Source organism: Nocardia sp. Tas62D01, assembly GCF_055232035.1.
The window spans coordinates 4,252,115-4,278,793 of the sequence record NZ_JBUYUZ010000001.1 but is presented as its reverse complement, the minus strand read 5'-3'; the positions used below and the strand labels follow the sequence as shown (position 1 = coordinate 4,278,793).

The 26,679-nt window shown below is 64.6% G+C and carries 1 protein-coding gene (running past one end of the window); it reads left to right on the top strand.

Annotated features, from left to right (window positions below; translation table 11 throughout):
- The first annotated feature begins 38 nt into the window (after window positions 1–38).
- A protein-coding gene (locus tag ACV7NQ_RS20455; protein ID WP_463361131.1) for a C2 family cysteine protease crosses the window boundary here: on the top strand, window positions 39–26,679 show its beginning. 46,121 nt of this gene lie beyond the right edge of the window; only the first 26,641 of its 72,762 coding nucleotides appear in the window; it begins with the start codon at window positions 39–41; its stop codon lies off the right edge, out of view.

Below are 26,679 nucleotides of genomic sequence, written 5' to 3'. Positions count from 1 at the left end.
CCAGGTGCGGAGTTGTTGTGAGCCGGGTGTGAGTTGTTGTGACTGATATTGATCTCCCGGCGCCGTTACAGCCGTTGTCGTATTTGGCGGGTGCGCCGTGGCCCAAGGGTAGTGAGACGGGGATGTTCTCGCTGTCGACGCAGTGGTCGGATGCGGCGTCGGCGTTGTCGGGGGATTTTGTGAATGAGGTCGAGTCGGCGGTGGCTGCGATCAAGAAAGCGTATGCGTCGGGTCCGGGGCGGGATGCGATGCTGGCGACGCTGGCGACGTTGACCGATTCGGGGTCGCAGTCGGTGCAGGCGGTGGCGGCGTCGATGAAGCAGGTGGCGGATTCGGCTAACAAGGTCGGAGACGAGATCCAGGCGTACAAGATCCAGATCCTGGTGGGGTTGGCGTGGCTGGCTTATGACCTGGCGACGGCGTGGATGGCGGGTCCGGCGGCGCCGGCGGTGGAGGCGGCGGAGATCGCGGCAACGGAGGCTGCGTTGGCGATCGCGAAGCAGATCGTGATGGAGGTGATCAAGGCCGCGGCGGTGGGTGCGTTGGTGATGGGGGTGACCGATGCGTTGGTTCAGGTGATACAGATCGCTCAGGGTCATCGGCAGGGTTTCGATTGGACCGAGTTCGGACAGTCGGTGGCTATGGGTGCGGGAGGGGGCGCGGCGGGTCATGCTGTGGCGCGGGGGGCGGGCAAGGTGCTCGACAACACGGTCGGGACGAAGTTGGAAAATGTTGTGGGGGGTCGGGGGCGGGCGATCGCGAGCACTGTGGTGACGGGGGTTGGTGGTGGGTTGGGTGGCATGTTGGGTGGTTCGCTGGTGGCGATGGGGTTCAACGGGGGGCAGTTCGTGTGGAATATGGCGGGGTTCGGTGCTGGTGTGGCGGGGGCGATGTCGGGGGGCATGCGGGGGTATCGGATGAGTTCGGGTAGTGAGGGTGTGGGCGCGAGTGTGCCGCAGATCGATACCAGCATGTTGAAGCCGATAGCGGGCGGGAGTTCTGTGCTGCCGGAGCGCAACGTGCCGGCGGTCGATCCCAGCGTTAGCGGCAGTAGCAGCGACAACAGCAGTATCGCTGGCGTCAGCACACACGGCTCTGAAACCAGCAGCCTCAGCAGCATCAGCAGCAACGGAAACGACACCACCGGCAACAACATCAAAGCCACCGACAACAACAGCATCTCCAGCGAAAACACAAACAACTCCGAAACCAGCAGCATCAGCAGCAACGAAACTCGCAATGCCACCACCAGCAACAACGACAACAACATCAAAACCACCGACAACAACAACATCTCCGGCAACAACACAAACAACTCCAAAACCAACAACATCAGCAGCAACGAAACCGGCAACGCCACCACCAGCAACAACGACAACAACATCAAAACCACCGACAACAACAACATCTCCGGCAACAACACAAACAACTCCGAAACCAGCAACATCAGCAGCAACGAAACCGGCAACGCCACCACCAGCAACAACAGCAACGGCATCAAAGCCACCGACAACAACAACATCTCCAGCGAAAACAGCATCTCCGGTGGCAAGGTCACCTCGTCGGTATCCGACCCGACCACCGTGTCGCCACGGCAGAATTCCGCGGCGATACAGGACACCGTGGTGAACGGTTCGTCCTCCTCGAAAACCGAGGCATCCCGGCCGATCACCGAGACCGGCGACGCGCAGACCGGCACGCAACGGGCCGGTGTGAACCCGAACGATACGAACTCCTCGCAGCAGAACTCCAGGGTCGCCGGCTCGGACCAGACCGGTGCCTCCAACAGCGGCAGGCAGTCCCCCACACCGATCGCCGCCGGCCGCCAGAGCGGCCCCACCGGCCGGCAGGCCGCAGCCGACGAGCAACGCCCCGGGAACGAAAACTCTCTCCAGCAACGCACTGCAGCCTCGGAACCGAACGATCCGACCCTGCAGTCGAAAAAGCAAGCTACCGACGAGCAGTCGACGAAAACACAAACTGCGGACAAGCAGTCGACGGGGAACAACCGCAGCGACGAAACCGGTAACGAGCCACGTGCGGGTGTCGGCAAGCAGGGCCCGTCCAAGTCCCCGGAGTCCGTGCAGGCCGACGATCAGAGGGTCCCCTGGGATAGCGCGGCCGATGGACGTCCGTTGCAGAAGCTGACCCCTGAGCAGTTCAAGCAGTGGCGCGAACAAAACGACGGTGTCGCATTCCTCGGTGACGACAGCCATGCCGAGTTCACCGCGGTCGTCCATCCGGGCGAGATCACCGTGACGCGTACCGGCAGCGGAGAACATGTCGAACTGAAGGGCGGTATCGACGGGCTGATCGCGGAGCGCGGCATCACCGAGATCCGCGTCGGCCAGTCGGCCGGTCACACCGAAGGCTCCGCCCGGCCGCGCACCGATGGCAAGGATTCCCCGATCACCGCGGGCGCCCGGGATCCGCATGTCGCACAGGGTGATAGCCCTGCAGTCCACGAGAATCAGGAACCATCGCCGTCCGGCCGCACGCCGGCGGGCGACGCTACCGGACCGGCGTGGAAGGACCTCGGCGACGGCACGCCGTTGCAGGAGCGGACCGCTCAGGAGTTCCTGGCCGATCTGACGAAGTTCAGCGGTACCGCATTGCTCGGCGACCAGGCCCATATGAAACTCGTCGCCCGCGTCGACGGTGACAGCGTGCGCGTCGTCGACCACAACAACGAAGCCGTCGCAACGTTCGACAAGTCCGAGCCCGAGGCCGCCGGTCTGACCGCGCTGATCGCGGTCCACGACATCACCCACGTCAAGACCGCCGCGAGCGGAACCCGTCCCACCGTACGCCCCACCGACACGCGCGCCCCGGAAAACGGTGGCACACAACGGAATACATCCGCCGGCACGGACCCCGCCCGCACAACGACCAAACCCGATTCCGCCACACCCGGTGCCACAACCACCACCCGCGGCGGGGCGGCGCACCGCACCACCACCGACGGCGGCGCCATCCAGCGCGGCCCCGGCTCCGTCGCCAAGGAATTGCTGCTCCGGATCCCCGTGATCGGACACCTGTTCCGCCTCATAGGCGAGCTCCTCACCCGTGACCCCGCCAGCCGAACCATCCACTTCGAAGGCACCGAGGACCTCGTCCCCGCCCGCAACACCACCCGCATCCACAACGACGCCCCCCTCACCCTGCGCCGCAACCCCCGCACCACGACCACAAAAACCGACAACCACGACAACCGCACCGACACCGGAAACGGCCACACCAGCAGCCGCAACGACAACAGCCACACCGACACCGAAAACCGCACCGACACCGGCAACAACCGAACCGACAGCACCGACAGCACCAATGGCGCAGGCGACTCCCGCACCGGCACCGACACGAAACCCGACACCGGGTTCCCCGAACCCTGGTACCTCACAGAAAAACTCGCCGAGCAATTCCGTGTCGTCGTCCACGACGGCAAGCTCTACTCCGCCCGCACCGGCAAACTCGTCCACACCCCCGACAGCCCCGCCACCAGATGGCCCACCCGCACCCGCGGGCACCTGTTCGTCTCGGACCGCAACGGCAACCACTACATCGCCCCCGACCTCGGCTGGGTCCGCACCCACCAAGCGTTCGACGATCTCGGCATCCACGCGGGCGGCACCATCGAGGTCCATCACGGCGTCATAAAGTCCGTCACCGACTACGTCGGCCCTTACCTACCCAACCGCACCCGCCTGGCCACCGTCCTGGACGGCATCGAACGCACCGATGACTTCCGCCACCTGGACTACAACGGCAAACCGGTCTCCGACGAGGCATCCACCGGTTCGCGGGATAACGAATCCCAGCAAACCACCTCCCAGACACCACGATCCGGCGGGCACGACGACCCCCCGGACACCTCGGCGAACCCCGCCAGGGACACGACGCCCCAGACCGAGGAAACCCCCACCACCAGGGACGCAGCCACCCAGACCGACAAAACCCCCACCACCAGGGACGCAGCCACCCAGACCGACAAAACCCCCACCAGGGACGCGGCCACCCAGAGCGAGGAAACCCCCGAACAGACGCGGCAGCGGATCGCCGAGGCGGAAATCCGTGCAGCCCAGCAACGGCAGCACCACAACAACCTGATCATCGACTCCAAACAGCGGGTCGCCGATGCCAGGTATGCGCTGAAGGAGGCCACCCGGCAGGACCACACCGCGACCACCCGCACCACCGACGACACCACCCCGCACGACACCGTGGCCGCCGCCCGCAAATACGACGATGCGGTATCCCAGCACGTCGAGACGCTCAGGGACGCGGCCGAGAGCGCGCTGGCGACGCTTGCCGGGCCACACGAATCCGCGCCTCATGACGCCACCCCTGAGGAGGTCACGCAGTACAAACACGCAGCGGCGCGGGTCCGGCAGTATTACTTGGCGGCGCGTACGCAAATGAAGGCGCTCGAGCCTGAGGAACTGTCGACCAGGATGCAGCACGGCAGCGAGCTGGACGCCATGACGGCCATGCTCGAGGCGATCCACCGGGGGACCGGCAGGGTGATGCGGTGGAATCAGGTGTGGGCGACGCTGGGCGCCCGCGACGGCTGGATGAAGCAGATGAGCACTTCCCAGGGCAAAACGCTGGTGTCACTGGGGCATGCGCTGTGGAAGGCCTACCGGGAGGGGACCACCCAGGTGGTCACCACGACCGAGACACTCGCCAACAAAGCCCTCAAGAAGGACTTCGGGCCCACGGCGGATCTGCTGGGGATCAGGGCCGTTCGGTGGAACCCGGAGCAGAGTTTCGTCGAGTCGGACAAACCGACAATCCTGCTGCTGACCGATGGCGAGAACAAGACCGGCCGCCTGAAAGACAATCCGCCACCGGGTCGCACGGTCATCCTCGACGAGGTCGACGCAGTCCTGGTGCACCGGCAGACCGAGCACTATCTCTCCGAAGGCGGCGACAAGAAGGCGAGCCCGGAGCGAGCGGCCGAGGTCAACGGGATGCGGGCATTCCTGGAGAAGCAGCTCAAACTCGGCACCTTGACCGAGCAGGACTTCGGCCGCACGCCCGGACAGGTCAGCAGTCGAGTGGCGGTGACCGACACGGTGCGCGCCAAGGCCGAAGAGCTGTGGGGGCACGAATTCAGCACCCAGGAAGCCAAGGACTTCACCCGAGCGGTCGAGGCCGAATACACCAAGATCGAGAACCGGCATTACGTGGTCCACACCGACGCGGCGGGTAAGAAGAATATCGTCCTGCTCGATATCGATGGCAAACCGATGCGCGACGCCAAACTCTCGACCGAAAGCAAATGGCAGGACGGCATGCATCAGGCGGTGCAAGCCAAACATTATCTCGAAGAGATCGATGCTGAAACCGATCCCAATCGGATCAAAAAAATCACCGGTGAACAGACCTACAGCTCCGAGAACTACGACCAGATTTCGGGCATGTCAGGCACCCTCGACGGCGCTGCTACCGAAATAAAAGCAAATTTCCCGGTGCGCGGCATTATGCGAATAGATGATAACGTCCGCTCGCGGCTGCGCATAGAACCCGACCGGGTGTCAGGCACCGACGCGAAGCGTTTCGCCGACGCCCTCAACAAAGCCCTCGAAGTGCACGAGACCCAGCGGCCGGTGGCGGAGATCGCTCCCTATAACGACCAGGTCGCCAGATTCAGCGACATGCTCACCGCCAAGGGAATACCGCACCAGCATGTCGACGCCGAGTGGTTCCTCAAGCACGAATTTGCCGACTGGGTGCAGGGGCCCGAGAACACCGACTGGTTCAAACCCACCGAGCATGGCGACCTGCTGCGCGAGGGAGATGCCAACGCGCTGGCCGAAATACATTTGATGCACATCCAGGAGGTAGCCGGCAAGGAGGGCATGATCACGGTCGCCACCGGGCTGCTCGGCCGCGGCGCGGACATCGAGATCAGCGACAACGTCAACAATATCGGCGGGCTGCACGCGGGGATGCTGGGTCGCGAGCCCAACGTCCCCGACGAAGACCACCAACGCGCAGCCCGCGCGGGCCGCGGTGGGAAAAACGGCACCGCGGGTTTTCACACCGCGGTCACCGACGAGCTGTATGCGGAATCGCATAATCCCGGTGTGCCGATCGCCGTCTTCCACTACACAAGGGCCGCCGACGACCACACCAGGGCCGTCGCCGAGCTTGACCGGATCGCCGCCGAGCACGGCGACGACCCCGCCACGGCCCCGCACAACATCCAGGCCACCACCGCGGCGAAGGTAGCCGACGCCGCAGCACGGCTCGAGGCAGCGAAAGACGAGATCCTCGCGCTGACTCCACAACTGCAGAAGGAAGCCGCAGCCCGCGCCGAGTTCAACCGGACGCTCAGCCGCGCCACACCTTCCACCGAGCCTCCAGCGCCCACCGACACTCGGACCGGCAGCGCCCCGATCGATCACGCGGCCTCCCCCGCCAACACGCAGTCCACCGTGTCGGACAGCACCACCGTCCAGACCTCGGCGAACAGCGCGGCGGCTGCCCAGACCGGCATCACGAACACCGCGGGCAACCCGGCAACCAATAACTCACAGCCGAGCTCGTCGGGCTCCGGCCACGACGACTCGTCCGACATCTTCTCCCCGACACCGGGATCCGCTGATGCCGGCGCGATCACACTCCTCCACACCAGCCAGCTCCCCGACTGGCTGTCCAGCAACAAAGCCCTCCCCGGAACCCGGCTACTGTTCACCGACGAAACCCCGGCCACGACGGCCGAGGACGAAACTCAAACCACGACAGTCGAGCTCACAGGTGACGGCAACGTCCTCGTTCAGGACGTCAACGGCAAAGGTGATGTATCGGAATACACCCGTACTCGCAACGGCCTGCTCGGAATGGTTCAGGACAGGCACATCGGGACGCTCATCGTCATCCCCCCGCAACCATCGAACAACGCAACTACCGAGCCCGTCGAACCACAGCCTCACGCAAGCACAACGGACGACATCACAAGGACCCCCGGCGATCAGACTCGGTCGCCGTCACCGACCCAGTCGGATCTGCAGCTTCACGCCGATAATGTCTCCGAGGCCCAGCAGGAGGATCCGCCGTCCAACTTTGATCCGGAACCGACGAATAATGCCCAGTCGCCCTCGGACGAACAGCAAGCCGACGAGTCCGATCCCAACAGCTCCGATCCGACCTCGACCAGCCCCGGGATCCCGCACTCCAGTTCCTCGGATGACTCGGACTCCGGCCGGTCGGAGCACGGTTCGCAGTCGAGCTCGTCCAGCTCCGAGCACGACGACTCGTCCGATATCGTCTCGCAGGCTTCGGAAGCCGCTGATGGTGGCGTAATCGGGGCATTCACACCCGATGAATTTGCTGACTGGCTTTACCGGAACGACATCGAACCCGGCACCTCGCTACTGTTCACCGAACAAAATCTCACCAGGGTCGAATTCACACCCGACGGCCACGCCCTGGTTTATCACGAAACCAACGGAAACCGCCTGGAACGGCCCACCTCACTTTCCCCGGAACAACTATCCGAACTGGTTCAGAACAGGGCCGTCGGCACCGTCGACGTCTTCTCCCCGGAGCGGTCGACCGATACGCCCCGACCGGACGACACCGCCACACATCAGGAGACCACTGAGGACTCCGCGACGACGATACTCACACCCGATGAATTTGCTGACTGGCTTTCCCGGAACGGCATCGAACCCGGCACCTCGCTACTGTTCACCGAAGGAACCCTGACCACCGTCGAATTCACACCCGACGGCGACGCCCTGGTTTATCACGAAACCAACGGAAACCGTCTGGAACAGCCAACCTCACTTTCCCCGGAACAACTATCCGAACTGGTTCAGAACAGGGCCGTCGGCACCGTCGACGTCTTCCCCCCGAAGCGGTCGACCGATACGCCCCGACCGGACGACACCGCCACACATCAGAAGACCACTGAGGACTCCGCGACGACGATACTCACACCCGATGAATTTGCTGACTGGCTTTCCCGGAACGGCATCGAACCCGGCACCTCGCTACTGTTCACCGAAGGAACCCTGACCACCGTCGAATTCACACCCGACGGCGACGCCCTGGTTTATCACGAAACCAACGGAAACCGTCTGGAACAGCCAACCTCACTTTCCCCGGAACAACTATCCGAACTGGTTCAGAACAGGGCCGTCGGCACCGTCGACGTCTTCCCCCCGAAGCGGTCGACCGATACGCCCCGACCGGACGACACCGCCACACATCAGAAGACCACTGAGGACTCCGCGGCGACGATACTCACACCCGATGAGTTTGCTGACTGGCTTTCCCGGAACGGCATCGAACCCGGCACCTCGCTGCTGTTCACTGAACAAAATCTCACCAGGGTCGAATTCACACCTGATGGTGATGCCCGAGTTTATCGCGAAACCAACGGCAACCGTCTGGAACGGCCCACTTCCCTTTCTCAGGAACAACTGTCCGATCTGGTCCAGAACAGGTCCGCTGGCACAGTCACCGTCTTCCGCCCGGAGCCGTCGGACCACGCAGCTGCCGAACCCGTCACGCCACCGGCCGCTACGCTCGAACCGGAAAACGCCGACCGGCATCAGCGGACCCCGCTCGATTCTTCCCCGGATGTTCCATTCAATTCTTTCTCGGATATTCAACGGGTCGCCGAGCCGACGACGTACGAGGACCTTTCGCTGTCGACCGAACAGCAAACCGTAAGCCCGCCCCCGGAGCAGTCGCGTACTCCGCAGCCGTCGGGCGAGGAGCATTCGCCGTCGACCGAACAGCAGTCACAGCATCAGGGGCAATCCGAACTTCCGGCGGACATCCCCACGATCGAAATCACGCCTCCCGCGGAGGACATTCCCACGATCGTGGACGAGGGCCTCCCGTCGCCGACCATCAAAACGAACCCGGCGCGACAGCAAGTCGACATTGTGGACCCGGATCCCAACACGCACCAGTCTTTCGAGGCGGAGGTCGTCACCCCCGCAGAGAATCCGGCCGAGCACCCCACCGATGTCCGACCTGAGAAGGTCGATGTCGAGGAGGCCCAGCAGGGGGAGCGCAGCAAGGCGCAAGAGGAACCCGACCCTCCGGCGGACATCCCCCCCATCACCATCGAAATCACACCTCCGTCGGAGGGGGATTCTCACAAGCCGGGCGATCCCACTACCAAGAACGCGCCCCCGCCGGACGGTGCGCCCCCGCCGGACGGTATCAATCCGTGGATCCGGAATTTCGGTACCCAGCGTGACGGCGCCCAGGGAATGAGCCACATCACCGATATCCCGCAACGGACGGTCGAATGGCTGCACGAGCAAGTCTTCGGCCTGGTGGGTCGGGATGAGAAATTCCAGGCCGCCGTGCGCGGGGTACTGACCTCCCAAGCGCTCTCCGGCGAGTGGGCCCGCCTGCTGAGCAGGTCCGGCATGCCCCTGCGGGTGACGTATCGGGGCAAGTTGTACCCGATTGTGCTGCGTCTGGTCCTGCCTGTCGTCGGCCCGTCGCAGGAGCAGATCGCGCCGGTGAAGGGCGAGCCGCCGGTGACCTCTCAGCGCTGGGGGATTGGCACCTTCGCCACCGCTCGAACCGCCGCCAGCGGCACCCTTCGGGCCTTCACGTATGCGTTCTCCCCCGCCTGGAATAGGTACTATAACGCGTTGCGCAATGTGGTCTTCTCACTGCAGCCAAGCCTCATCTACAACCAGGTGACCGGCCGTACCGACGTCACCAAGACGGTTCAGTCGATAGTCAAGGTCCGCAGTAAGGGCCCTTCGAGACCTTTCGACCACAATATGGTCTGGCAGGCACGCCTCAACAATGACGGCGTGCGGGGTGTGCTGGGGCCGGAGGTGCCGACCACCGGCTGGCAGGACATCGGTACCGCGCCGGACACATTGCTGGTCTGGCACCCCAAATACCTGGCCGACGCAGGTGCGCAACCGCCGAGGATCGATCGGGCAAGGCCCGAGACCGTGCCCGCACCGATCCGCCGTCTCCGGGAAGCGTCTCCCCTGTATGGCGTGGTCGGTATTCCGAACGCTGACCAGATCCTCGCCGATGTCATGGCGTCGTTCGGCACGCATCTCTCCGATATCCCCGACGCATCCGCCGTACAGCTGCTGGAGTTTTTCTCCGAGGGCAATCTCCGCAGCAACATCCCGTTGGCGTGGGGCGACGCGACCGTTAGCGACATCCCGCTGGGGTGGGGTGGCTCGGTGCCCAGCCCGACCTTGAAAACCTCTTCGGGTGACGTGATCGGTTATCTGGAGTTGGTCGTTGCCGACATGCGTGGTGGGACCGAGCTCACCGGCCCCACCATGCAGAACTCCGTGGTCGAATCCAACGTGGTGCGGATAGTGGCGACGCAGGACAATTCCATGACCACCAACGCTCTCGGTCTGAATGTGACGGCCACCGCGGGTTTGGGTTCGGGCCCAACCGACCCCGTTACCGGCATCGCACCCATCGGCGGCCAGGTCGGCCTCACGGGTGGCGCGACGCATCAGGTCAGTAGCGCCAACAGTTACGGCGGCAGGGCCTACACCTCGCACAGTTTGCGCCTCGCGCAGAAGGAGGAGGGTCTGCTGGACGTGACGCCCGACATGGTCGTCCAGATGAGACTTGTCCGCCCCAAGGGTCCCCCCGTCGAAGCGGCACCGGGGACGCCGCTGCACGGGGGTCGCGCCTATCCGGTCAATATGATGGTGCCCTCACTGAAAGCCCTCGGTGAGGAACCGACCAAACCCCTGTACCTGCCGGCCGAGATCCTGCACCTGTGGCAGCTCGGGGTGTCCGTTACCCCGCTCCAGGTACTCGGTCTGTATCCGGTGTTCGCACGGGCCTGGCAGCACCTGTCCGACCGTGGTTTCTTCCCCTTCGGCCAGAACCCCCAGGGCCTGCTGGACAAGATCACCCAGGATGCCGTCGACGAACAGCGCCTGAACAATCTTCGCAATTTCATCCAGATGATCGGTCTGGCCGGTCGTCGCTCCGGAGTGGACGAGGCGACCGACGGCGGCATCGAGGAGGTGTTCGAGCTGCCCACCCTGACCGGCATCCGGCGCTTCACCGTCACGCTGAACACCAAACGCCGCTATCTCTCACTGGATCCCCATGAGGGTGTCTCCCACGACTGGACCTTCCCCGATATCCAGACGATGAACTACTACGGCTCCAGCCTTCTCGGAGACGAGCAGTTCACCAAGACGCCGTTCGGGTGGAATTTCGGCCCCACCGGTTCGATCACCGATCCCTTCAGTAGCAGTGGCGGCACGTGGCTCCAAGCCATCACCTCGGTGTTTACCGGCATAGGTTCGAAATCCGAGACACGAGATCGCGGTTTCGGCATCGGCGAGGAGGTGTACAACTTCAGCCCCGAGACCGGTACTCAGGTATTCACCGTGCCCACCACCACCGAAGGGGTTTTCACCGACAGCCACCGCGCCAACCCCGAACGCGTCACCGCCCACGGCAACATCCGCATGGCTGTCCCCACCTTCCGGACCCTTGACGAAAAACCCGCCAACACACCGCGGCCCGCCCCGGCGACGGTCCGCGATCTCACCGACGAGGACATCCGGCAACTCGCACTACCATCGAAACTTCGCGAGCCCTTCAACCTGGACCGGAGCGCCGGCGCCGGGGAACTCCAGGAGGTCGTGGCCAAACTCGTCGACGCCGTCTTCGTTCAGGAAATCGTCGCCGCCCAAAAAGCCGCTATCGCCCACAAAGCCGCCGCCCGGGACGCCGCCGCCCGGGACGCCCCGCCGATGCCGGGAGCCTTCCCTGCGGACCTCACCGAGGATGGGTACGAACTACAGGTTGTGCGCGGTGGTTCGCAGGCGCCCCCGCCGGTGTCCGACGTTAACCAGAGGATCGAAGACGAGCCCGACCTGGAGGCGCAACTACACGACGCGCTCGCCGCGGTCAGCGGACAGGCCTCGAATCCGGCGTCCATGGCCCACGGGGTCATCCATACCGCACTCTCCCCGCACCACATGCTCTCCAGGGCGCTGCTGATCTATGACGGCAGGTACGTCTTCGCAGTCACAGTCCCCGGCCTGGGGCCCGATATCCACGCCATCGTCGAGATCGAGGGTTACATCACCGACCTCGAGGTACGTCCGGAGCCGGAACAGGGCTTCGAACATTGGCTCGAGTCCGTCGACTTCTCGACCAAGGGCAAGAGCGGCCAGCTCGGCTGGGCGCTTGGCACCACCGGATCCATCTACACCGGCCAGACCATCGATCTCGCCGGGATCTTCACCCCTATCCATCAGCATGTGTCCACCGACACGAAATCCTCCGCCGCCACCGACGCGACCGACAACATCCGTGTCATCTCCGACTATGGCGCCCGCTCCTGGGGGGTCTCCGGGACCGTCCATCTTGTCGTCCGGGTGAAGGGCGGCACCGAAATGCTGTTCGCCGGCAAACCACTCGGCGCTCTGACCCGCGTCATCGACCTCCCGAACGGCGTGAAGTATTCCGTCGTCGCCAACGACCTGCACAATAACCCCGAACTGCTCGCCCTCGCCCAGGCCAGCACCGCCGGCAACGCCCTGGGCGGTACCGGCTCCACAATTCCCGACGCAAAACCGCGCAATCGTGGGCTGCCCTGGACGTTCATCCGCAGTGGTGGTGACCTCGGGTACGCCAGCGCCGCCGAAGTCAAGGTCACAGGCGGTCGTAATGCCTTCCAGGATCTTGTTGTCCGGCTCGTGAAGCAACAGGCTCCCGGTGTCACCACACCCGGCTCGGGCACCTACAACGACACCGTCTTGCCCCTGATCAACGAGTTCACCACCAGCTTCGGTAAGCGCACCCTCCCCAACGCCGGACCCGACGGACGTATCGGCTTCAGCTTCCCCTACCGCTCCCGGAGCGGTCTCCGCAAAGTCACGATCGTGTTGTCCGCACGCCCGGACACCGACCTGCACAAGGTGACCGGTAGAGAGGTCCCCACCACCTCCGCCCTGGACAAGGTCTCCGGCCACTCCACCGGCGACGGGGCCGCCCTCGTCGTTCCCGGCGCCACCATGGTCGGCGAATCTCACACCAGCACCAACAAGTACGGCTTGTCCGTCGGCGGCCAGTTCGTCAGCCAGCGCCCCATGTTCACCGTTGCCTTCCAAAATGACAAGAGAGAGGGCCAAATCCAGACTTCCAGCCGCGATCGGCGCGACTGGATACACAGTGGCGGCAGCACTACCGAATTCCCCGACGTCCTTTATCTGTTCACCGTCGAGGTCAGCTCGAGACCCGATCACGATCCGCTGCTGAACTTCCTGGTGCTCAGCGTTATCGCCGGTCTCGTCTACGGCGGACGGGCCCTGTGGAACCTGCTGGACATCTGGGTGCTGAACCTCCTGATGCACACCCTCGCCCACAGCGGCCAACTCCCCTTCGGGATCCTTGCGCCACCGGCCGCCCCACCGGCACTGACACCGGCGCCGGCACCGGCGCCGGCACCGACCAACGTCTCCCGCGGCAAGCTGACCGCCGAGGTCAGCCTCCGGTTCCACACCAGAGAAACGCGAGAAGTAGGCGACACTGCCACCATCCCCCGCATCACTCCCCGCATACTCCAGTCCAACCCCACAGTCCCCCGCCCGCCGGCGCCCGCGGACTCCATCGCCATCGACATGGAAATGTCCAGCGATGCGCGGGCCCTGTTCGCCGGACCGGCCTGGGTGCCTACCATGCCGTTCGAAATCTACTCATTCGACGGCGCCGAACAATTGGCCCAGGTCCTCGGCGCCGACCCCGCCTTCGCCTCCCTCGCCGATGGCGAGCAAATCTTCAACCCCCACTCCGCCGAAGCCATATTCTCCCGCCTGAACACCCTGGCCGCGAGCGGCCGTGTCACCGTCCTGAGCCCCGCCGCCGCCCTTCCCTTCCTCAGCGCCGAGGCGCCTGCGGAACCGCTGCCCGGGCCCCCGGAGCTCGCCGAGGGCGTCCACGCCACCGACACCACCGTCAAACTCACGCTTTTCCCGGCCAACCTCGTAGAGACAGACGACGGCGTCGCCATCGACCACTTCGACTTCACGGTCTACGGTTCCCAAGTCCAGGGGAGCTCCACCTTCAGCCCCACCGTCACCTTCGGCGTCAGAAGCGAGCTCACCCCGGACAACGCCAACCAAGGCACACCCAACCTCCCCCTTATCGGTACACACCGCACGCAGGGCAATGCTGGTTCCATCGCCAGCGTCAGGCGCTACCTCCTGCGCTTCGGCGGCAACGGAACGGCCGGGTACGTCGTCCAGGCCGGCGTTGTCCTCGAAATCACCAACCGTACCGGCACCTACTGGGTCGTCGGCAACGCCTGGTTCCGGACCATCGAGAAACCACCGCTCAGGGACACCGGCGAATCCCCGTCCCCGACGCAGGAGAATGGGCAGCAGTCGAACATCGCGCCCCCCGGCGCTGGGATGGGGCAGTCGCTTGCCGTGCCACGGAGCGGAACCCCACCGCGCGGAGACGGCTCGGCCGGTGCGGGCGGTCCGGTGGCGATGGCCGCCCTCGACACCCCCATCAAAGATCCAGCGGAAACCGAGCAGATCGTCCCCGCCGCGGAACCCCAGCACCAGCCGGAGCAGACCGAGCAGGCCCAACAGACCGAGCCGCAGCAGCAGAGCAGCGATGCCGGCCGCTCCGAGACCAATAACGATGCAGGACTGGACAACTCGATGAAACAGGTCGAGCCGCAGCAGCAGAGCACCGATGCGGCCGCCCATTCCGACACCAATAATGATGTAGGACTAGACAACTCGACCAAGCAGACCAAGGCGCAGCAGCAGGGCACCGATGCCGCCACCCACTCCGAGACCAATAATGACGTAGCACTGGACAAGTCGGCCGAGCAGGCGCAACAGCCAGCGCAGCCCAAGGCATCTACCGGCGACCAGCACTCCGAAACGGAGCGGCCCAAAGCCGGTGCGGCAGAGGACGACAACCCTAGCGAAGCTCTGCAGCCTTCGCCGACCGGCGTCCGGCGGCAGGGCCCGCGATCGGACACTGTGGGTGGCATCGTCGCACCGGCAGGGCATGTCTGGGAGTCCATGCCCGCCGACGGTGATTGCTTCTTCTATGCCCTCGAGCGCGTTGTCTACCGGGACGACCCACCCCTCACGCAGGCCGTACTGGACCAGCGGATCACCGAGCTGCGCGCGGAGGTCGCCGACGAGATCAGAGCGAATGTCGAGGACTACTTCAGGCAGTTCTACACCGTCATCGACTGGGCCGTAGCCGAACCTCACGCCGGAATTCTCGACCGCGCAGAATTGCGAGCCCTGATTCAGGCACGGGAGAACTTCCAACTCCTGGCCCGGTTCCACCAGCAGATCCGGGCAATAACCAACCGAGGCGTCTGGCGGAACGCGATCAGCCACCTGGTACCCCGAGCCGCCAGCGCCGTAATCAACCGCCGAGGGCTTCTGCTGGGCTTGCAGAGCGAGGCGTACAGATCGGCCGGAGTGATCCTCGGTGAAGACACCACCGCAGCACCCGACGCCTCGGTCCTGATCTACAGGAGCCATTACTACCTCGCCGTACAGACCGGACAGCGCGCACCGCGCTCGCCGGAGCGTTCGCCCTCGCACGAGCAGCACATGGAACACTCACTCGGCAAGGACTGGGCGGAGATCGCAGCCCGGTTCGGCACGAATTTCCAACGGCCCTCGAAGAACTCGTTCGGGAAGTACGCCCCGAGCCCTTCCGAAATTACGGTGCTGGGTGACCAGTTCAGCGGATGGTACATCTGGCGGCAACCTGATGGCTCACCGAACCGTGGAATGCACGATGCCAATGACAAACCGGTGACGGCAAACCTGGATGAAGTGCTTGCCAACGACGAGATCACCGTCGTCCGTGTCTACAACCAACTCGAACACCGCAGCACCCCCGCGGCCGAGGATCCCAACCCGAGCAGACCTGGAAGCTCACACTCCGATTACTCCGAGAGCGTGTACTCCCAAGATTCGAAGGGCACCCCTTCCCCCGACCGGCCGGCCGATGGTCCGCGGCCCGACTCGCCCGGCTCCACCCACGACGACGAGTTCAGCCAACCGCTGTCGCACAACACCACAGACCCCCAGGACGCTGACATCGATCCCGATTTCTTCGGTCTGGGCGGTCTGGGCGAGAAGATCGAGCACAACTATTTCATCGGTCTGGGCGGTCTGGGCGGTCTGGACGAGACGATCGAGCACAACCCCATATCCATAGACCGGCAAAAGCCCATCGCGGACGACGAGGGTTCCCGGCCTGCTAGCAGCAGTGGCGAGCAGTCCTCCTCGACGCACGGTAACGAGCAGTCCGTGCCCGCAGACAGTGCGCGACAGGTCGAGCCGTCGAGCGTCGTGCTACCTGCCGACGTGCCCGAGGATGCGGTGGAGCTGCCGGGAGTCGACGGCGTACGGCCGATGCGGCCCGAGCAGCAGAACCGGCTCGCACAACCGCAGCAGCAGGAGTCTTCGCCGAATTCGCCTGGTGTCGAGCCCACGGCCTCCGCAGCGGACGACAGTTCTGCACAGTCCATGCCGGTGGGCAGCAACGTCGACACCCGCATCCGCGTGCCCGGCCCCACCGAACAGCGTGACACCTTCGCCACCGCCGGATTCCTCGCGACGTTCGACGGCGCCGAATACCCCGACGGTACGAAAATGCGTTTCTCGCTTCCCCAAGGTTCGATAACCGCTGTATTCGCCGACGGTCACGTGGACATGTCGGACGACGTGCATGACATGTCCATTAAAAGCGAGCACTCGATCGCTGGTTTTTGGAGCTATCTCCGACGCCAGGGTGCGGCATTGAAATCAGGTGACGTAACGGTAGTTCAACCGGCTTTGGCCGGTTCCGTCGCCAGCCGTGTCTGGGGGATTTCCGCCTTCGGAGAGAAGATAGCCGGCAACGGCTTCACCGCCGGGGCGATTATAAAATTCCGAGACGATTCCGGAGCCAAGACCGCTGTCGTCCGCCATGACGGTAACCTTGAAATTCGCGACCCCGGATCCGAACCGGCCGCCGAGTTCCCGGTCATAAGCGGCCAGGAATTCTATAATTCAATTCGCGACCATGGGCTGAATTATGTCGAGATCACTCTCCCCCTACCTGAATCCTGGCGCCCGAACCCCCCGGGAGTGAACGGTACATTCTCCGCCTACAGCGACGAGCAGTCCGAGTTCACGGAGCGTCCCAGCGGCGTGCCCGAGGATGCGGTGGAGACGCTGGAAGTCAGCAACATACAGTCGGTGCAGCACGAGCAACAGAACCGTGCACCACCGCAGCAGCCGCAGTCTTCGCCGAATTCGACTGGCGTGAACGAAGACCCCGATTATTTCCTCGGTCTGGTCGGTTTGAGCGGTCTGGTCGGTCCGGGTGAGCTGGGCGGTCTGGGCGAGCTAGGTGAGCTGGGCGGTCTGGGCGAGCGCAGCCCCATCCCCGAAGGCCAGCAAGAGCCCATTGCGGAGCTCGCCGGCAGCACACCCACGAAGAACGATGGATCGAAGAACGGCAGCGATGCGGGTGATCCGCGGACGATCCATTCGCCGACGGCCGGCGAGGATTCCTCCTCGACGTACAGTGACGAGCAGTCCGAGCCCGCGCAGCGGCCCAGCGATCTGCCCGAGGATGCGGTGGAGACGCCGTATCGGGGTGTCGACGACCGGGTCGCTGCAATATGGGAACAGCTCGACCATGGCTGGGATGCGGGAACCGCTATATGGTATGTCGACGCTTATGACGAGCTGTATCAAGCAACGTTGGGTCCGGTCATCGGAGACGACTCATTGCGTCGGGTCTACCTCGCTTTCGAGGGGAGGTACATAGGCGAAATCGACACGAACCGGTTGCGGCAACTGCTCGAAGCGGCGGGAGTCGGCTACGTGCAGGCGCCTACGGCATCCTGGGTGACCCCGGTGCCTTCCGCCGTCTCGGACCCGTCGCGCGATTCGGCGGTGCCCGATCTCAGCCCGCCGTTGCCGCAGGATCCTGTGGGCCCGATCCAGTCGGATTCCCAGCCCACACCGCAGGAATGGGTGCCGGTGCACAGTACCCGCGATCCGCTGTTCACCGCACTGGCCCGGGTGTTCAATATGGACGATTCGCTGAGTCTGCGCACTGCGCTCGCCGATCAGATCGGCGAGTATTTGCGCGATTACGCGATAGTCTTCGAGCCAGAACAGCGGCAGTCCATCCATGCTCCGGAGATCGCCCGCCGGCAGAATTTCGACATATGGCTGAAGACGTTGACTGATCCGGCTGAAGTCGAACAGTGGAGGTCGTGGGGACAGGCCGAGCAGCAACGCTACACCGACCAGCATCTGGGTGAAGCTGCCGAACGGCTGAAGCGGGCGATGGCAGATCTACGGAATCCCGGGATCGATTTCGGCCGCCGCGCCGCCGCCGGTCACGACCTGACACACCGGGAATTGCTGAAACTGGTGGGTGATCGGTTCAATGCGAATCTCGTCCTGGACTATCACCGGACCGGACTGCCGACCCACTCGGTGGTCAATCGTCGGCTATCGACTATACACGTGCGGCAATCCGCTCTGGGCCATTACGAGATAGGGGTGAATTCCGACGGCTCGCTATTCGCGTGGATGAACCCGCTCGAACCCGCTACCCATCCGGCTACTGTTCCCGGTGCAATACCACTGAAGGATATTCCGGCCTCGTACGATCGCATTGTGGCATCCCGGCAGATACCATTGCTGGATGGTGCCGCGCTCGGCAGGAAATACCTCGGCGAGAACCGGCCGATTCGGCACCGGACGATTCGACACCGGACGTGGCTCGGGCTGCGCAGTCGAAAGGTGGTGGATCGCAGAAACCGCAAGTTCACATCAGACACAGTCAATATACCGACCCACTATATGACACCGGAAGAACGCGAACAGCACCGGATATTCGTGGGCCCCGATGGCAGGTTGTATCAAGCGCGCGACGGCGCTCCGTTCCACGCACCGGCCGGCGCGAAATTCGTCGCGGACGAGTTCGGCAACTGGTACGCCGGCAATACGCACCTGGTGCGGTACCACTCGTCGTTCCTCGGCGGGAAAACGGTCACCGCCGCCGGCTACCTCATGGTGAACAACGGATTGCTCGAGGTGATGACCGACCACAGCGGGCATTACCATCCTCGGCCGAAGATCAACGACTACTTCCTCGACCTGCAGAGACGACGAGGCCTCAGAGTCGCACCCGGATTCCAGAGGAAGGCCGTCGGCCCGGACGACACGACGGGCATCAACGGCCCTGTGCGGGAGCGAGTCGGCGAACTGGCGCGGCAAACCGCCGAGGTCGATTGGCAGCTACGGCTCCTTGACGCACAGGACGGGTTGCTCGAAAGCTGGGAGAGTCGCAGCGGAAACACGTCGGCGGTCACGGATAAGCTACTTGCAGAACGCCTGAATTGGGCGCAGCGGCAGCAAGACCTCGAGAATTGGCGGCAATCGCTCGAGGCAGGGACCGTGCGTCCTTCTCTGGACCTGGACCTCTGGGCGCATCCGGCGCCGCGTCGCCGGCCGGACGGCGCGTACGACGAGCACGACCGGATCGTGCCACCGAACGCTCCGGAAGGCTTGCGCGGAACCGGCACGACGATAGGGACGACAGCCGCGCGCGGCCGGACCCGGCAGCTGGCGAACTGGTGGAACGAGTACGGCAAGCAGTGGTGGAACGATCTGCACTTCTCCGATCTGTCATCGGAATTCCAGTACCGCCTGGTCACCGATTACCCCGGACTACGCAATGCCGACGGTATTCCCGCCGAGGTACGGAACACACTCAACCGGAGCTATATCCAATCCGCGCTACAGAAGCAGGGATATAACCCCGCACGATCGGAACTCGAGCAGCAGCGCAAGGACAACCTGGGCCATTTATTGGTGAACCTGTACACTGCGGAGCTCGAGGCCCTCTTGGTCGCCGAGCAATCCGGAATCGACACACCACCCGTATATCTGCTGAAGGCCGATCCCGACGCATTCGGCGGACGCGGTGCGGCGGTCATGAGCTTCGGAGATATAGATACCGCGACTTCACTGTCATGGTACGTCCCCAGAGGCCGCATTTCGATGGCCTCGATGAGCCACGATCTCACCACGTCGATGAGCGCTCTGACCAGCGGAATGCAGCTCTACGTCACGACGAAAAGCAAATATCCGGATCAGCCTGCGGCGGCGGTGGTATGGGTCGACTACAAGAATCCGTACCAATTCGGTGAACTGGCGCAGGGACTGGACGGCCCGGTACTCGACGGCGCCGGCCGATTGCAGAACGCGCTGTCCGCGTTCGACGAAGCCCGCCGGATCAACGCGCTGGGCGAATCGGATCACAGCATCGGGGTATCCGGTCTCGGATTCGGCGAGATCCTTGCCCGGCGCGTCACACGTAACAACGCACCCGCACACGTGACAGACGGCAGCCGGCCCGCGATTCCTCCCCGAACCAGCTCCCTACCGCATGTGCGAGGGGCCGAAACCTCCACGCAGGGAGCCAAAACCTCCCTGCGCACCCGGCTTCCTCATACGTTCACCATCGAGGTTCCCGGCCGCGACACCTCCGTACCGCATCCGCAGCGGGACGATATCTCCAGACAGAACCGGGTTCCCCTCCGGAGCACCTACGAGTGGGTCTCCGGTTCCCTACTGCATACCAAGCAGTCCGATACGATCGGTCAGCGGCGATCGGACCGGGAGACGCAACAGACCCGACCGAAGCGTCCGTTCGGCATCCAGGCAACGCTGGTGCCGCCACGCTATGTGCGCTGGCCGGGCCTCGAGACACACGGGCGGTACGGCGAAACATTACGGGCCGAGATGGCCCGGCCCCCCGGAACGGCCCGCCCCGGACGGGATAACCCCCAGAGAACCGACGGCAGCACGCACATCCACACCGCCGACACCCCACGCGAGCCCTCCAGCGCACCGCGTGCTCTGCAACGCCTGGTATCCCGTATCGATGGCCGTGGCATCTTCGGCGGTCCGAGAATATCGCGGGCAGCGCAACACACCCAAACCCCGCCGACCGAGCGCACCCCAGGCCGTATCAGCGCCCTGTTCCGACGGCTCGTGCGCCAATCACTCAGCCGCACAACCACTCCCACTACGAACCTGGCATCGAGCACCACCCACGGTGACGGCGCCACCGCCCACACAGCCGTCACGAAACGCCACGCCGACCTCGCACTCGTGACAGACGGCAGCCGACAGCATGCCACCGCCCCCGAATCGTCGGCGCCCGCACAACAACTCCCGGCACCCCGGACCGGCACGTCCGATGGATACCTTCCCGGCGGATATTCGATCAATGTCTGCGCGCCGCTCACCGCGCAGCGAGTTGCTGCCGGCACCAACAGCACCCACATGCGCCCCCCCTACGGCCCAGGCGGCTTGGCCGGACTTGCCAGTGCGGTCGGACTTGCTGGGATCAGCCCCGAAGAATTCGAAGAGTACGGCGGTGAGAACGCACAAGGTGAAGGCGCACAACTACAACCCTTCGCCAGCCACGACGCCATCGCCGAAATCTTGAAAACCCATCCCGAACTCGGGCCCGGCTCCCACGCCATGATCGCTGCCACCCTCACCACCACCGATCAGCACGGTGCCGGCGCACATTCCTATTACCTGCGCCACAACAACACAGACGTTGTCCAAGCGAACCCGTTTACCGGCGCCGAAACCCCCCTCACCCCACACGACCCCACCAAAATCAGCGCCCTGCACGCCATCTTCATCACCCCACAAGGCCAGCCGATCACCATACCCGGCCACCCCCGCACCATCGGCAACGTCCGCATCGGCGCCAGTGACGGGTCGTCACACCTGGCCATTGCCACCAATTCCGTTGCGGCACATCGGCCCACGCCCGCATTCGAACCGCCGGCACACTTCCTCGCCCACGATGCGCGAGATCTGCAGCTGGCCAAGGCGATCGGACTGCATCATCGCGCCGACGCACTCACCGGCCTGTTCCAGGATCCGGGGCCGCGGCTACGCGCGCTCGAGAACCTGCACACCGACCTGACCGGCCTGGTGCCCGGCGATGTGCAGGCGAAGGTCCGGGAGCTCACCACCGTCCGGCGGCTGACGGATCTCCTGCGGGATCGGGGAATTCTGCCCGGATCGACGGCGCCGACCGTGGCGCACGTCGATCGGTTGCTGACCGATTTCCATGCGGGGGCGGCCGGCGCGGTGACCCCGTTGCACCATGCCCTGCTACTCGATGTGCTCGACAATCTCAAGGTGAAGGGCCGGGCGCTCACGGTCGACCAGGCCCGTGCCGGGTACCTGCAGTTCCGCACCCGCACCGCCGCGACCCTCGGCGACCGGGCGGTGACGATCGGTGACCTGCCCGCCGAATTCGATCGGCTCACCGGTTCCGGGGTCGTGCTTCCGGCCCGGTTGCTCATCGCCGGTGCCGGGCGCGCCGGTCTGCGCCGGGTGGGCGACCGGATGGCCGCGGATCTGCTGCCGAAATTGCGTGCCGCCGACGCGACCCTGGTGCACGAGATACCCCGTGAGATGAACTTCACCTGGTTCGGTGGCGAACTCACTCCGACGGCACTGGCGAACATCAAGGCGTGGGTGAAATCCGCGGGGAATTCGGACTGGGCGTTCACGCTCTGGACTCAGGGTGGCTACGACAAGGTTCGCGCCCAGCTGGAACAGGACCCGGACATCCGGGCGGCCGCACACAAATTCGTGATCCGCGATGATCTGCGTGACCTGGTCGCCGAGGTGGGCGGCGGGGAAGTGGCTGCTATTTACGAATTAAGCCTGCAGACAGGGGCTTTCAACCTGGTCTCGGACATCGGCCGGTATGCGGTGCTGACGTTGCGCGGTGGCGTGTACGCCGATGTGGACCTGGCCCCCGGTGCGGTGAAGCTGGCGGACCTCGAGCCGATGTTCCTGCACGAGGACGATGTTCCGGTGTTCGGCCCGGGGATTCGTGACCGAGAGGATCTGGAGGCGGAGGAGTTGCAGGAACTGCCCGCCGCGGAGCGGTTGCAGGCCGCGGTCGAGGGCAAATATAGGCGGGGGGTGCTGGGCAACCACTTCATTGTGGCGCCGCGGAATTCCCGGTATCTGGCGGACCTGATGACGGCGGTCCCGGAGCGGTTCGTTGCCCGTTACCATGAGTCCGACCGTGCCGCGATCCAGGCCGACCGCGCGCAGCTCGAGCAGATGTTGAGCAGGCTGGCGGCGGCCGAGGGCGAGCCGGAACGCACCGTGCTGGGACGGGAGTACCAGAGCCTCCTGGAATCGCTGCGGACCGGTGGCATCGAGGCGATCCCGGCCGCTGTGCTGCGCCTGCATCAGCTGGCTACGCTGCGCGGCGTGCTGCCGCCGCGGCTGGCCCGGGCTGCTCCCGGTGTCAGCGGTCCGCTGCTGATGCAGCCCCTGAGGGACGAGAGGAGCGTGCACGGGTCGATCGCGAACTATGCCGTCCGGGTGTTCGGGCTGGCGTCGTTGGCCGCGGAAGACTATGCCGCCGCGATGGATCCGGCGATTCTGGCGACCTTCAAACCGCTGGGCTGGCTGACCGACGAGAGCGAGGCACAGCTCGGTCACACAGCGATTATGATAATCCCGGGCCTCGCTCCGAAGCTGGTGCCGGTGACCCCGGCCCCCACGACAGAGACTACCGCGGTGACGCCCGCGCTCACGCACGATCAGCGCCGGGAGGCGGCCCGGCTGCTGTTCGCCGGCGAGTTCGCCGGCCCGCTGGACATGGCACGGCAGCAGGGCCGCGAGGGGGTCCTCACCCTCCGTGACGTGCTGTCGGCGACCGACGATCCAGGGGCAGGGGTGGCGGCCGCGGCATTGACCCAGGTTCTGCAGGCCGCCGATCCGGAGCAGGCGTTCACCGAATTGCGTGCTCAGCACTGGGCTCCGAACCATGCCCAGCTGCAGGCGCTGCGGGCGGCCGGACTCGAGCTGATCACGGTCGAGCCCACCGGCGACTGCCTGTTCGAGTCGTTCGTCATCGCCACGGGCAGTGTGAAGGATCACCTGAGGGTCCGCGCCGAGGCCGTCGGCCACATCGCGGCGAACCGGGCGGCCTTCTTCGCGCTCTACAACCCGCCGGGCGTCGCTGAGCAGGATCGGGCGGCGCGGTTCGACGCGGAACTGCAGCGGTTGCGCGCGGCCGGGGTGTACCAGAACGACCTGGCCGATCTGCTGCCGCGGGCGATCATGGAATCACAGCACACGACGATCGCGATCCTCGACGACCGGTGGCCCGCGCCGATCGGCGATCCGGCCACCGCGAGCGCGGTGCTGGTGCGCGTCGATTACGGTGGCGGCCACTATCACGCGGGCGTCCGACCGGCGGCCGCCGATCTCGGCGGGCAGCCGAGCCGGCAGCACTCCGAGCGCGCGCAGCAGCAGGCGCCGGCCGCCACCGCCCAGCGGTCCGGCCCGGCGGCGTGGCAGCCCATGGGCGATGTCGCGGATCCGCAGTCGTCCCTGCCAAATGCGCTTCAGGCAGTGGGATCTACCCCCGAGTCCCACGGTGAGCACCCCCTGGCAGGTGGTTCCCGCACACCATCAACCCAGCCCACGCTGCGCACCCACATCAACAACATCTACCCACCCGATGGCATGTGGGAATCACAGCTAGGGGACGGGAACTGCCTGTTCCACGCCCTTGCCCGCATAGTCGGCATGAACGACCCCTCCGCACACGAAGACATCCGCGCCAGCGCAGTCCAGGCCGTATACACCAGCCGGACCGGCACCCCCGACCAATCGGCGCAGGCGGACCCACCCGATGATTTCATGCCGGGCGGCCCACCAAATGAGTTCATGCCCGCAACACGATCCGACCAGATTCGCCGAGCAAGGTACAACGAATTCCGCCGAGCCGCGTTCAACAACCAACTGGAAAACCTCCTACTGGACGGGCAATACGCCGACCTCGCGGCCGAATTCCTGCTACCCGCAGTAGCCCGAACCTACAAACTGAACCTGGACATCCGCTACCCAGACGGCTACACCCGACGCCTGCACCACGGCGACCCCGACACCGAAACTCCCACATACACACTCTTCCGCGAAAACACCGGCTATCAGAGGACGTTCGGATTCCGCGAAAACACCGGCGGAGGTCACTACCACGTCGCAATAGACGACGACGGAGACCCAGTCGCAATATTCCCCGAAGACCAGCGCCTACGCCCCGAGGATGTGCCCGCCGACTGGGAATTCGACAAATTCGACTGGGAATTCACCGAGAGGGAGCGAAACCTGTTCGGGGCGGAGTTGGTGGGTACGCGCAACCCGTATGCCGGGCGCAGGAGGTTCGACTCGGCAGTACTGGACAAACTGGTGGTGCAGCAGCTGAGCACGATCGAGCACACACAGAACACCGTGCTGATCGACGAGAAGGGTCAGGCGGTAGTGATCAGGCCTACGGACAGGATGTGGCTGGACCAGAAGGCCGATCCCAGCGGGGCGTTCCGATATTCGATCCGGCTGGATTCGGACCCGGTGATGCATCCGGTGAGTATCGAGTTGCTCGACCATTTCAGCTGGACCACCGATTCGAGCGGCGCTGTGCAGGGCTGGCCGACGCGTGACCAGCGGCACCAGGAGCACAACGAATCTCCCACCCAGCTGCTGTTCGCGACCGCGCAAGGGTCGCGGGTAAAGCTGGGATACGGCGCTCAGGTGCCGACCCAGTCGACCGGCGACGGTGGACTGTATTTGGAGCATCAGGGCATGCGCGTCGTGCTCCCGGCGGACGCTGTGACCGCGCTGGGTATGGATACGGCCTCGGCGATGACAATGCATGCGGGACCGGTGTTCTCGCAGGAGAATTCGCAGCCGGTACCGAAACCGGCGGATGCCCAGCGCGGCACTCATTCGAAATATGCCGAGCTGGTGGACGACCTGGGTGAGATCGCCAAGCGGGACCCGCAGGCGTTGGTGGACATGTTCCACGAATACCGCGACGGAACTCACGTATACACCGACGGAACTCAGGAATATACCGACGGAACCGTCGCGGTGCGGTTCTTCGTCAACGGCATGCCGCAATGGGTGCGGATCGACCGGAGCCTAATGCACGGCCCTAGGTCCGGGCTGCCGGTGTATGTGGCCCACACCGACGGCGCGCCGATGTGGCCGGCGTTGGCACAGAAGGCATATTCGCTTCTGCGGTTCCAGGTCGGGGTCGATGCGACGGTGTCAGTCCTGCCGTTCGCCGCACCAATCGACCCGGATTCGCTACCGGTACAGGATATGCCGCGGTCGACGATCACCCCGCCGTCGGACCGGTTGAGCATTGCGGACCGCCGCGGTGGGCTGCTGAACGTGCGGCCCGGCGATCTGCTGCACGAAACCGACGACCCCAAGGTCCCGAATTTCATCTCGGTGCGTGTCGGTGACGATTCGGCAGTCCACTGGGTGCACCGCAACCTGCTACCCGAGCTGACCCTGGGCAGTGACGGTAAGTATCAATGGATGGTGCCCGACGTCGCTGGTTTGCGATTGTTGAAACCCGAAGACATCGCGTACCACCTTCCGCCCGGTGAACCGCTGTCGGTGGATGTCGGGCCGCGCGGTGTCCTGCTGGACGGGCATACCCCGGTGACCGAGCACGCGCTGCGAGCGCTGGGGCTGACGATACAGCCCCCATGGGGTGCGGTGTTCCGCACCGACAGCGCCGGAAAACCGGTGGTGATGTCACAGGATGTGG